16 protein-coding genes are annotated in these 11,385 nt (G+C 32.2%); all 16 read left to right on the plus strand.

The features are described 5' to 3' along the window. Window positions 1-98 precede the first annotated feature (98 nt). The 16 genes from Q0822_RS18060 (at window position 99) to Q0822_RS18135 (ending at window position 11,181) form a co-directional block, all read left to right on the plus strand. On the plus strand, window positions 99-581 hold the full coding sequence (locus Q0822_RS18060) for a hypothetical protein (protein WP_299126370.1): 483 nt from the start codon (window positions 99-101) through the stop codon (window positions 579-581). A 164-nt stretch (window positions 582-745) separates the two neighbouring features. Then, window positions 746-1,345 (plus strand): hypothetical protein, encoded by a 600-nt coding sequence (locus Q0822_RS18065; protein ID WP_299126371.1) that lies wholly within the window; start codon window positions 746-748, stop codon window positions 1,343-1,345. Window positions 1,346-1,519: 174 nt separating this feature from the next. Beyond that, window positions 1,520-2,788, plus strand: coding sequence for a serine hydrolase (locus Q0822_RS18070; RefSeq protein ID WP_299126372.1), 1,269 nt, complete (start codon window positions 1,520-1,522; stop codon window positions 2,786-2,788). 160 nt (window positions 2,789-2,948) lie between these two features. Further along, window positions 2,949-3,518: a hypothetical protein gene (locus tag Q0822_RS18075; protein ID WP_299126374.1), complete on the plus strand. Its 570-nt coding sequence runs from the start codon at window positions 2,949-2,951 to the stop codon at window positions 3,516-3,518. 3 nt (window positions 3,519-3,521) lie between these two features. Beyond that, window positions 3,522-3,719: a hypothetical protein gene (locus Q0822_RS18080; protein WP_299126376.1), complete on the plus strand. Its 198-nt coding sequence runs from the start codon at window positions 3,522-3,524 to the stop codon at window positions 3,717-3,719. A 161-nt stretch (window positions 3,720-3,880) separates the two neighbouring features. Further along, window positions 3,881-4,294 (plus strand): hypothetical protein, encoded by a 414-nt coding sequence (locus tag Q0822_RS18085; RefSeq protein WP_299126377.1) that lies wholly within the window; start codon window positions 3,881-3,883, stop codon window positions 4,292-4,294. A 151-nt stretch (window positions 4,295-4,445) separates the two neighbouring features. After that, a complete protein-coding gene (locus Q0822_RS18090) occupies window positions 4,446-5,000 on the plus strand; it encodes a GNAT family N-acetyltransferase (protein ID WP_299126379.1) in 555 nt (184 codons plus the stop codon). A gap of 208 nt (window positions 5,001-5,208) precedes the next feature. Then, window positions 5,209-5,613 carry a hypothetical protein gene (locus Q0822_RS18095; RefSeq protein ID WP_299126380.1) on the plus strand — a complete coding sequence of 135 codons (405 nt, stop codon included), beginning with the start codon at window positions 5,209-5,211 and terminating at the stop codon, window positions 5,611-5,613. 6 nt (window positions 5,614-5,619) lie between these two features. Beyond that, the gene (locus Q0822_RS18100; RefSeq protein ID WP_299126382.1) at window positions 5,620-5,994 is read left to right on the plus strand and encodes a hypothetical protein; all 375 of its coding nucleotides are present in this window, start codon (window positions 5,620-5,622) and stop codon (window positions 5,992-5,994) included. 166 nt (window positions 5,995-6,160) lie between these two features. Beyond that, window positions 6,161-6,916 (plus strand): DUF6090 family protein, encoded by a 756-nt coding sequence (locus tag Q0822_RS18105; RefSeq protein WP_299126384.1) that lies wholly within the window; start codon window positions 6,161-6,163, stop codon window positions 6,914-6,916. Window positions 6,917-6,963: 47 nt separating this feature from the next. Then, the gene (locus Q0822_RS18110) at window positions 6,964-7,692 is read left to right on the plus strand and encodes a DUF6090 family protein (protein ID WP_299126385.1); all 729 of its coding nucleotides are present in this window, start codon (window positions 6,964-6,966) and stop codon (window positions 7,690-7,692) included. Between the two features lie 81 nt (window positions 7,693-7,773). Continuing rightward, window positions 7,774-8,292 (plus strand): hypothetical protein, encoded by a 519-nt coding sequence (locus Q0822_RS18115; RefSeq protein WP_299126386.1) that lies wholly within the window; start codon window positions 7,774-7,776, stop codon window positions 8,290-8,292. 227 nt (window positions 8,293-8,519) lie between these two features. Further along, window positions 8,520-9,023 carry a hypothetical protein gene (locus Q0822_RS18120; RefSeq protein ID WP_299126387.1) on the plus strand — a complete coding sequence of 168 codons (504 nt, stop codon included), beginning with the start codon at window positions 8,520-8,522 and terminating at the stop codon, window positions 9,021-9,023. Between the two features lie 149 nt (window positions 9,024-9,172). Then, window positions 9,173-9,778, plus strand: a complete 606-nt coding sequence (locus tag Q0822_RS18125) for a hypothetical protein (protein ID WP_299126388.1) — start codon at window positions 9,173-9,175, stop codon at window positions 9,776-9,778. Between the two features lie 144 nt (window positions 9,779-9,922). Next, on the plus strand, window positions 9,923-10,549 hold the full coding sequence (locus Q0822_RS18130; RefSeq protein WP_299126389.1) for a hypothetical protein: 627 nt from the start codon (window positions 9,923-9,925) through the stop codon (window positions 10,547-10,549). Window positions 10,550-10,698: 149 nt separating this feature from the next. Further along, window positions 10,699-11,181, plus strand: coding sequence for a DUF4303 domain-containing protein (locus Q0822_RS18135; protein ID WP_299126390.1), 483 nt, complete (start codon window positions 10,699-10,701; stop codon window positions 11,179-11,181). Window positions 11,182-11,385 lie beyond the last annotated feature (204 nt).

Below are 11,385 nucleotides of genomic sequence, written 5' to 3' on the forward strand. Positions count from 1 at the left end.
GCGGAATTTTCCTATGGTTCGTTTCCTTTTACTAACTTAGACCTAGACAACACAACGAAATCATACACAATCCCGTTAGCACCAATTTGAAAACGACAATGAGAAAACCACTTTTTTTAGTTTTAATTTTAGTAATTTTTTCTTGCCAAAGTAAGAAATCTGAAAAGCCTCAAAATGCGGAATTGAATACTAAAACGGAAATTATCAAACCTGAAAAATTAGTACTCAACGATACAGTTGTTTATTTAAGCGGAGATAATGATTTGGCTCTTATAAAGCTGACTTTAATTCCAAATGGAACTTTTAATTTTTATATGAGCATTTATCCTGAACCAATGCAAGACGCTGAACCTAAATCTGACATAATAAACTCGAACGGAACTTGGAGCGGAAATGGAAAAACTGTATCGCTAAACTTTGCTGAACGAAAAAAAGACACGCTGAATTTAAATGACCTTTTTGACTCAAACTATAAAGAAGGAAATGAATTTAAGGTTATTGACCAAAATACTGTTGAGATAGACTACTCTTTGGACAAATTAAATATTTGGGGAATTAGTTGTTACAAATCGGAAAAATAAAAACTGGTGCTAACAATGTATAACCGCAATTACGGCGGATTCGACTACGTCCGAATCCACTCGGAATTGCTAACGTCTGTGCTAAACCGAAAATAATCGCTAATTTAACCCGTAACTGACGGTTATACGAGACCGTTGTACAACATTTAACTCACCACCGGAAATTGAAGTCAGAAAAAGAAAAATTTGAATTTGTCTATGTTGAAAACGACGGAACAGTGCGTGAATTAGATAATGACGAAATAGAATATTTGGAAACGGAATTTGAGACAAGTGACGGAGCAAGACCATACATTAAGAGTAATTACGACCAGCTAACACCAGACAAAAAGATTTTAGGTTTTCTTCATAGAAGTAAAGTCCCAAAAGACATAGAAATTATAAATACTGATTTGAGATATGCAGAGATGAGATTTCCAATCGGAATCTATGATACGAATAAGGCAATCGAATTACCAGTCGGAATTTACAGTATTAAAGTTCTTGGAGGTTGGAGTGTTTCTGTTGGAAATTTTTCCATTGAATTAAAAAACAGAGAAAACGGAAAAGTAATTACACCAAAAGTTACGAATTGGAGAATTCAATCCTACGAGCTTGGAGAAAGAGGGAAAAAAATTATGAGTTTGGATATCCCAAAACGTGGAATTTATTTAATCGAATTTAAAAATCAAAAGGATTTAAAAGTAAAACGTTCGAATTTGTTTTTGACTCGATTATTTGAAAAGGAATTACCTAATAAAAAGTTGAAAATATGGATTGGATAAAAAATAAAAAACGTTGTACAACAATGTATAACCGCAATTACGGCGGATTCGACTAAGTCCGAATCCACTCGGAATTGCTAGCGTCAGTACGAAACCGAAAATTAACGCATATAAACCCGTAACTGACGGTTATACGAAACCGTTGTAGCCCATTAAAAAAACCAACAGAATAAAATGGAAATATTTCGAAATAGAATTTACTTCATCATTTTAATTTGTCTTACGACTACTACCTATGGTCAGGATTATGAAGATTTTACCCTAGAAGAATCAAGAAAATTTCATCAGGAATTTGAAAATAGCATGTTTATTGGTGGTGGTGAGATGTCTCGATATTTATATCTTCATTATTCTGAATTTTTCCCTCATACAGTAATCACCAGAGGAGATACTATCAGAGAATTACCCATCCATTTAAGAAAAGAGGTTTCTAATCATTTAGTCACTATCGATAGCGAAAAAAAAGCCCTTCATGATTATGTCTATAACTCACCAACTGACGGAGTAATCATTATCCATAAGGGACAAATAGTATTTGAAGAATATCCTCGGATGTTGCCAAAAGACAAACACATCTACTTCTCTGTTTCAAAAACTTTCGTCTCAACTTTGATTGCAATATTGGAGGATAGAGGTATGATTGATGTATCAAAACCTATAGAACATTATATGCCAGAACTCAAAAATTCTGGATGGGAAGGAATTCCTGTTATTGATATTTTGGATATGAGTTCAGGTATCAATTGTCGAGAAAAGGAAGAAGGTGCATATTATAATCCTGAAACTTGCTTTCAAAAATTCATGGCTGGATTTGGATTTCCTAATCTCGATAATGCCCTTGACAATCCAGTTGAATTGCTAAAATCAATGGAAAAGTATGAGCCCAATGGAAAGAAAATGGATTATACCTCAATCAACACATGGCTTTTAGGATGGCTAATAGAGAGGGTGTCAGAAAAATCATTTAGTGATATGATGGCTACAGAAATATGGCAAAAAATAGGTGCTGAATCTGATGCTTTAATGTTAACTGGGACACAGGCTCATGCTGCCACACCACTAGGAGTTAATTCCAATCTAAGAGATTTGGGGAGGTTTGGTTTATTATTTACATCATCTGGAAAGCAAGCACCATACGATATTATTTCTGACAATTACCTTGAAAAAATCCAAAATGGAGGTAGACCAGAAATATATGCTAATGGATATTGGCCAAACTTGTTTAAAGATGAGACAGTAATAAAGCATAATACCTATCAATGGGACCATGTTACCCAAGAAGGAGATTTTTTTAAAGCAGGAATAGGCGGACAAGGGTTGTACATATCCCCAAGTAGAGATTTAGTTATTGCCTTTTTTGGAACACATGATGAGAATATGACCGAAAATCTAATGCCAATGATTGCAAGACAATTAGCAATATCTGGACTATTTGACGAATAGATAGAATGAAAACGGGCTACAACAACGTGTATAATTAATTGCTTTGGCAAGTGTTTATTTGGAAAATTCCTTCGGAATTTTCTCTGGTTCGTATTTGTTTACTAATTTAGTTGCTAAACCACGCAACTAACCATACACAACAACGTTGGCATTAATTTGAATGAACAAGAATACTAAAAAGATAATTGCGAAAGAATTTTTATTCTTACTTGGAACAACGATTTTATTTTTCGTTGTTCTTTTTGCTTGGACAATGCTTTCGGACTCTAATAGCGACCGAAAATATGAAATCAAGCAAGAAATTACTGAACTTACTCAAGCTAATGAATTACCATACAGGTTAAGGGTTTTTTATTTTGTTAATAAAGACATTTTAAATAATAGTTCTTGGAACAAAATGGAAGATTCAGAAAAATTTATTTCAGATTTGAAAACTGACCCTGAAATTGTTTCATCGCTTTACTCTTTTATCAAAGAAAATGACAGCGGAATGACTATAAAAGAAGAGGAGTTTAAAGAAAAAGTCAGAAATGATAAAGAATCAGAAACATATCTAACCAAAATTACTTCATTGGAAAAAGAATTAGAAAAAACTAAAGCTTCTATTTTTAGCGGTTCTGTTGGAGATGATGAAATACTTGGACTTGGATTAACATTATTTTCGATATTTTTCCTATTGCGCTATCTAATTTATGCTACTAAATGGAGCGTTAAAGAACTCAAACAATAAAAAATGGAAAATAAAAAACTGACTGATTTAACAGAACAGCAAGTGAATGAACTCTTTGAGAATTATTTTGCTGTGAATTTTCCCGAGAAACTTAAGTTCAATCCGAGAATAATGGAATATAATGATACGACAGTTAAATTCGGAATGAAAAAACATTACGGAACTTTGAGTTTGAGTGCGGAGAAATTAATAAAAAACTAATGCCAACAAAGTGTATAATTAATTGCTAATTAGTTGATTATCTGGAAAATTCCTGCGGAATTTTCTCAGGCTCGAGACTATTTGCTAAATTAGTAACCAAACCACGCAACTAACCATACACGAAGCCGTTAGCTGTAATTAAAACCAATCACCCACTATCAATGAATAAAAGAATACTTTCCTTTGGATTTATACTGTTTATATTTTCATGTGCTAATGAAAAAAAAACAGATAACCTGGCCAAACCTGAAATCAATTCAAATTGGATACAACTTGAAAATAATGATAGTATTCAATCACTTGGCTTCACTCAAAGGCAAATTGGAAATAATCCCAATCCTTTTGTTTATTTTCATTATAAATCTGATAGGTTTAAAGGAGATGGTTATGAACCACAATTTAGGAATGAAACCATACTTATTGCAAATTCAATAAGTGAGATATACGAACTACCTGATTCATTAGTTTTACAAGTAATGGGTGAATCGAAAGGAACGTTTATGAAAGAACAGTCAAATTGGAATACACCCTTGTATTTTAATGGAGAGAAATGGAGGTTTGCAAACGAAAAATAACTACAGCTAACAACGTGTATAATTAATTGCTTTGGTCGTTGATTATTTGGAAAATTCCTTCGGAATTTTCTCGCGTTCGTTTATGTTTACTAAATTAGTTGCTGAAACACGCAACTAACCATACACAAAACCGTTGTGCTTAATTAAAAAAATGACCGAAATCGAAATATCAACAGAAAGAATAAAATTGAGATTAATTGAATTGTCAGATTTAAATTCGATTCATAAACTACACTCTTTACCTGAAACGGATGAATTTAATGCTCTTGGTATTCCACAAAATATTGAGGAGACTAAAAGCTTAATTGAACCTTGGATTGCGGAAAATAAGTTGGACAAAATAAAGAACTACACATTTGCAATTGAAAATAGAATGGATAAAGAATTTATTGGACTATTTGGACTCAAACTCGGAAACGCAAAATATAAACGAGGAGAAGTTTGGTATAAAATACATTCAGATTATTGGAAAAAAGGTTATGCAACCGAATCTCTGAAAGCTGTAATAAATTTCGGATTTGAAAATCTTAAATTACATCGAATAGAAGCTGGATGTGCGGTTGAAAATATTGGTTCATTTAAGGTGCTAGAAAAGGCAGGAATGATAAGAGAAGGACGACTTAGACAAGTATTGCCTTTGAAATCAGGCTGGTCAGATAATTTTGAATATTCAATACTTGAAACTGATGAACGAAAAAATAACTAAGCACAACAATTGCTATAATTAATACGGGTTTTGGTGCTTAACCCAAAGTTTAGAGTTTTTAACCAAGTCCGCCAAATCTTTTGATTTGGCTTTAGAACAGAAAAGATAAAACAAAATAAAAAGTTTTGGCTAAGTGCTTAATCGAAAGTTTACTGCTTTTAAATCCCGTACTAACCATAGCCGAGACGTTGTACAACATTTGACCAAAATGCCGATAAAGCGAAATACAGACCAAAAAAGTAAGACTCTAACGGAATTTTACACCGAAGTGAAATATGAATCCAATGTCGTTTCAAAAGGTATTGGGACTTTGATGCTTAATTGGATTGATAGAATTAACAAGGAATTTAGAGAAACAGAAATTTGGGGTTTGACTTCTCACTATCATCTGATTTTACAAAACCGAAACGATTATACTTCTAAAACATATGTTATTCTGACAACTGGAATGGATGAATATCATATTGAATATCTGATTCCTAAAGAATCGGAACCTTGGGAAAATGCTTTTGCGAAAGGAAGCACAAAGTCTTTAGATACTGCGATGAAAATGTTGAAAACTGCAATGCGGAACTCTAAAGGTTGGCAACAATCAACTGAATTAAAAACTTGATATAAATTGGACGAAAGAGCGTTTAAGACATTAATAGAATATCTTGAAAGAATCCCATCGATGACAAAACCGATTTCATTCGGTTCAGATGACGACGGAATTTGGTGGATTAAATTTCAACTTGACATAACAAACGAGTTTGCTTGGAGTGTAGTTCAGGAATTAGGCTGTGTAGTAAATTATCTTTCGATTAATGAAAGGCTACCAACTGTTTTTTACCCAGTTTCACCAGCACCTTATATGAATGGTGGACCGGAAGACTTTTTATCTTGGGTAATTGAAACAAAAGATAAGGAATTTAAACCTGGAACATTAATGAAATGGTTAGATGGGAGATTACCAAATCCAGTAGATAATTTGGAACAATGGAAAATGGAATAAAAAAACGTTGTACAACAATGTATAACCGCAATTACGGCGGATTCGACTACGTCCGAATCCACTCGGAATTGCTAAAGCCTGTGCTAAACCGAATATTAACACCTATTAACCCGTAACTGACGGTTATACGAGACCGTTGTGCTTCATTATAACCAACCGCTAACCAATGATAAAATTCTTTAGAAAAATTCGCCAAAACTTACTGATGGAAAACAAAACTGGAAAGTATTTTAAATATGCAATTGGAGAAATTGTACTTGTGGTTATTGGAATATTAATTGCGTTAGGTATAAATAATTGGAATCAAAATCGATTAAATAAAATACAGATAAATGGATACTTGTCAAATATTGTTACTGACTTGAAATCAGATATTCTTGAATATGAACGAGTAATTAAGAGCTATGAAAGTGGAGTAGAAAATAATTCTCGGATATTGATAAATGATGATTATCAACAACTGGAAGTTGACTCAATTGCCAATCTTATTTTAGGTTTTTGGAATGCGAATAGAATATCAAGTCAAACTTATCAAAAAATAAAAAGTATTGGACTGCAAGAAACACTTGGAACACCTGAAATAGAGAAAACGGTTAATGATTATTACAACATTCATATAGCTGCATACGGCTATCTTATAAATTGGGATAAAGAACTAACTGATAGAGATAACTTTTTTTGGAATTATAACGACAAATTTGAAACTGGATTTGAAAGTCGATTAGCATTATCTTCCTTACCATATCAAAGCACTAGCGAAAAGAGAAAAGAAGAGTTAATTAAGTTAACGGAATCTACTTTAGGAAGAAACTATCTCAAAAATGCTATCGCAAGGGATAAGTATGGAATTATTATGGTTAATAAGAATATATCCGAAGCCAAAAATCTGATGGAATTGATAGAAAAAGAAATTATAAATTAACGAAAGCACAACAACGTGAATGCTTCATTATAACCAACCATTAACCAATGATAAAATTTTTTAGAAAAATTAGACAAAAAATGCTGAATGAAAATAAGTTCAGTAAATATCTTCTATATGCCATTGGAGAGATTGTTCTAGTTGTTATAGGTATTTTAATTGCTCTAGGTATAAATAATTGGAATGAGCAACAAAAAATAGCAAAAGAAGAAACTAGTATGCTAAAGGAACTTAAGAATTCCATATCTCAAGACATCCAACAGCTCAATTCCCTCAATATGCAAGGCGAAGAAGATATAGTAAGCGCTGAAATCTTAATAAACTGGTTGGATAACAAAGTAGTTTATAATGACACTTTGGCTAACCATTTCCCTAGCATAACAAGAACTGGGCAATCTAAAATATTTAGACCTCAAAATTCAACATTCAGAGTATTGGAATCGAAAGGAATTGATTTGATTTCAAATGATGGTTTAAAGAATCAAATTTTGAATTTATATAATATTGAATATTCGCATTTAAATTTTGTCTATGATAACTACAGACAAAACATTCTCGATTATGGGAGACCAATAGCAAGAACAAAATTTAAAGTTAAAGGAGAACTTGGAAATATGGAGCCAAATGACAATGAAGAACTGAAAACCAATTCAGAATTATACAACGTGCTCAAAATTTTAAAATTAAGTAATAACAGTATTAATTCAATTATCAAAGAAGTTTTAGAGAGTTGTAAAAAGATTCAAATTTCAATTGATAATGAAATCGAAAAATAACGAAAGCACAACACCGTGTATAATTAATTGCTTGGTCACTGCCGACTTACGAACACGTTGTGTACAATGCAAAAAAGCCCTATGATTAAAAAGAAACATATCGGAAAAATTGTATCATTTAAATTTGAATATGTAAATAAAATTGAAATTTATAGAGGCTATATTATTGATTACAATGATGATTGGACTTTATTAAAATACAATACTGTTGACTATATTACAGATGGATATTTAATCTTACGGAATAAATACATAAACGCATACTGTAGAGATGATGATGAAAAATTTCACCAAAAAGTTCTTGATTTGAAAGGAAAATCAGTTGTACCAGCTGATTTAATTCCTATCGATAATATCGAGACTATTCTGAATTACTTGACTGAAAAATTCGGAGCATTTCAATTCGATTTAAAGAGTAATGAATACTGTTATTTAGGGAAAGTTAAAACAATTGAAAAAAATAACTTGACATTTGATTTTTTAAACTCGAAAGGAGTTTGGTCTGAAACAAGGGATTGTAAGCTTGGGAACATAAGAACTATTGAATTTGACACTGATTATGTGAATTCGTTACTATTAGTTTCAAAATCGACAAAATAAGAACAAAATAAAGCACAGTACACAACAACGTGTATAATTAATTGCTTTGGTCGTTGCCTATTTGGAAAATTCCTTCGGAATTTTCTCGCGTTCGTGAATGTTTGCTAAATTAGTTGCTGAAACACGCAACTAACCATACACAAAACCGTTGTGCTTAATTTCAGAAAATGAAAAAAATTACCATAAGCAAATTAATGATTTGAACTTTTAACAAAAAAAAGATGATTATGAAAGAAATACTTGAAGAATATGCTTTGATTGCTGAAATCATATCAGCGGTTGCTGTTATCATTTCATTGATTTTTGTTGGGTTACAAATAAGGAGTAATACTAAAGCAACACAAGCCTCAACTTTTCATGAGATTGCGGCCCTAGATATTCATATACTTCTGAGTTTAGGTTCTTCAAAAGAATCATCAAGAATAATTTCAACTTTCCGAGTGAATCCAGATGCCTTAACCGAAGAAGAACATAATCATGGTTTTTACTTGTTTGCTGCGGAAATTAGGCACGTTGAGAATCTATTTTTACAGAACGAAAACAAAATGTTGAGTAAAAAAAATTGGGAATCTAGAAAATCATTAGTTGATGGAATGGTACTAACCCCTGGCTTTGGAGCACTTTTAGAAAGTCCGAATAAACAATTTTTTGACGGTTCTTTTATTCAATACGCAGAAAGTTTAAGAAAAAAACACTTAAAAAAGGATGACGATTTTGAAAATAAAAACTAAGCACAACAATGTATAACCGCAATTACGGCGGATTCGACTACGTCCGAATCCACTCGGAATTGCTAAAGCTTGTGCTAAACCGAAAATTAACGCACATTAACCCGTAACTGACGGTTATACGAGACCGTTGTGCAACATTAAAGAAAATCGTGAAAATCGAACTAGTCCCATTAATTGAACTACCAACTTTTAAGTTTCCTGACTTAAACGAAATGACAGATTCTGACGAGAAAAATCGACTTCTGATTGAACGGAATTATTCGGACGTTAAAAACCTCAAACCATTTAATGAACATCAATACAAACTATCAGAGATTAGTGATTCTGATTTGAAAAAAGCAATAGAATTACACGTTTCAGATTTACCAATAACCGAATCCTGTGCTTTTTTTGGTGGATATGGATTGAAAATAAATAACGAGTTTGTTCTCTTTCCTCAATGTTGCGGATTGTTAAGCGAAATAAATGATTGGAAAAAAATGCTGAATGTGAATTTTGAGCCATTCTATTTGCCAGAATGTCATCCATCACCAAAATTTAAAAAAGTTGGAAACGAAGTAGTCATTGAATGTGATTCAACTCACGAAGACTTTTATCCTAAAACCAAGAGTGTGATAAAGGTAAATTATGAATCTTTAATTTCAGCTATAAACAACGTTTGCATAGAATTAGAAGAAATATCAAAAAAACTTGACACTTTCAATTCTGAATATGAAACGGAAAGTGTCGCGGATAATTTAATATGGAAAGAATAACGTTGCACAACAACGTGTATAATTAATTGCTTTGGCAAGTGCTTATTTGGAAAATTCCTTCGGAATTTTCTCGGGTTCGTTTTTGTTTACTAAATTAGTTGCTTAACCACGCAACTAACCATACACAAACACGTTACACACCATTTGAAAACAACTACTTACATACAATTTAAAGTTCCGAAACGAGAACACAATTCTGAACCCGACGGAATTATAAAGCGGAATATTAAAAAAGTGGTTATTGGAATTTTAAGCTCAATAGTTCCTAAAGGAAATCCAGATTTCGAAGATAAGATTGACCTTGTCGAAACTTGGATTGTGGAACTGGACAATGAAACCGGAATTCCAGAGCGTGAAATTGGAATGGATAAAAATGGACGGGTTATTATAAAAATGCCTTTTAATGATAATTATGGTTATTGGACAGATAATAATCTAAAATTGGAAGATTTTAAAAGCCATTTTGACACTTCAGAAATAGGACGAGATACTTTTGAGAATTACTGGAGTCTGTTTGAGATAACCGAGGACTTTGAAACTGAATTAGTTGATTTTAAAACCCAATCGACTGGAGCTGACGGAGGACATAAATACTTGAAAGCAAAAGTTGATTACAACGGACAAGATAGAGATATCGTAATTTTTTTCACTGATAAATCGGACGAACAAAAGATTGCGGAATTGGATAAAATAAAAATCCGTGGAAAAATAGTTGACGAAGGAATTGAACACTCGCTGACACTATATGAAACTAAACTATTGAATAAATAAAAACGGTGTGTAACAATGGCTATAATTCATTGTGGTTTTGTGCCACACCAAAGTAAAAGTATAAATCAAACGGCTGGATTTCGGCGGAATAATCCTGCGGATGATTCCACAACGAAATCATAGCCGAGACCGTTAGCATTAATTTGGAAATGAATTACGAATATTCAAAATTAGAACATAAAATATTAGAATTCACTCAGCACGAAATTGCAGAATTTATCAAAAATAATGATGTTGACTTCTTATGTCAGTTTGCATTTACTTATGATTCTGAAAATTTCGGACTCTATCTTTCATTTAATAATAAAGAGCAACACGAGCTGAATAAATTGAATGGTATCGATGATTTCGACACTATAAACTGGAAATATGATTGTTTTGCTAATATCTATCTATTAGATTTCAAACAAATTGACATTCTTAACGAAAGAATGTCTTATGCCAATGATAATCAGTGGATAGATTTTTTGGAAAATCAAACAATTAATGTTGGAAAGACTTTACAAAAGGTGATAGAAATGCCTTTCTTTAAAACTTTGCAAGATAAAGCTATACAAATCATATTTAAGGAAACAGAAGACACAATTACTGAATCAAAAGAAAGGTGGAAAGAATTAAATGCAGAAACATAAAACTAATGCTAACAATGTGTATAATTCATTGCTAGTAAAGGCTTACTTACGAAAATTCCGCTGGAATTTTCTATCTGTGATTATTTGCTAAATTAGTTGCTTAACCACGCAACTAACCATACACAAAACCGTTGTGCTTCATTATAACCAACCATTAACCAATGATAAAATTCTTTAGAAAAATTAGACAAAAAATGCTGACTG

It is taken from the genome of uncultured Winogradskyella sp. (assembly GCF_947496485.1).
Taxonomy (GTDB): Bacteria; Bacteroidota; Bacteroidia; order Flavobacteriales; family Flavobacteriaceae; genus Winogradskyella.

Excerpts from the sequence above, each read along its gene's own strand:
- Q0822_RS18060 (WP_299126370.1), top strand. The coding sequence starts at position 99 with ATGAGAAAACCACTTTTTTTAGTTTTAATTTTAGTAATTTTTTCTTGC.
- Q0822_RS18070 (WP_299126372.1), top strand. The coding sequence starts at position 1,520 with ATGGAAATATTTCGAAATAGAATTTACTTCATCATTTTAATTTGTCTT.
- Q0822_RS18075 (WP_299126374.1), top strand. The coding sequence starts at position 2,949 with ATGAACAAGAATACTAAAAAGATAATTGCGAAAGAATTTTTATTCTTA.
- Q0822_RS18080 (WP_299126376.1), top strand. The coding sequence starts at position 3,522 with ATGGAAAATAAAAAACTGACTGATTTAACAGAACAGCAAGTGAATGAA.
- Q0822_RS18085 (WP_299126377.1), top strand. The coding sequence starts at position 3,881 with ATGAATAAAAGAATACTTTCCTTTGGATTTATACTGTTTATATTTTCA.
- Q0822_RS18090 (WP_299126379.1), top strand. The coding sequence starts at position 4,446 with ATGACCGAAATCGAAATATCAACAGAAAGAATAAAATTGAGATTAATT.
- Q0822_RS18095 (WP_299126380.1), top strand. The coding sequence starts at position 5,209 with ATGCCGATAAAGCGAAATACAGACCAAAAAAGTAAGACTCTAACGGAA.
- Q0822_RS18105 (WP_299126384.1), top strand. The coding sequence starts at position 6,161 with ATGATAAAATTCTTTAGAAAAATTCGCCAAAACTTACTGATGGAAAAC.
- Q0822_RS18110 (WP_299126385.1), top strand. The coding sequence starts at position 6,964 with ATGATAAAATTTTTTAGAAAAATTAGACAAAAAATGCTGAATGAAAAT.
- Q0822_RS18115 (WP_299126386.1), top strand. The coding sequence starts at position 7,774 with ATGATTAAAAAGAAACATATCGGAAAAATTGTATCATTTAAATTTGAA.
- Q0822_RS18120 (WP_299126387.1), top strand. The coding sequence starts at position 8,520 with ATGAAAGAAATACTTGAAGAATATGCTTTGATTGCTGAAATCATATCA.
- Q0822_RS18135 (WP_299126390.1), top strand. The coding sequence starts at position 10,699 with ATGAATTACGAATATTCAAAATTAGAACATAAAATATTAGAATTCACT.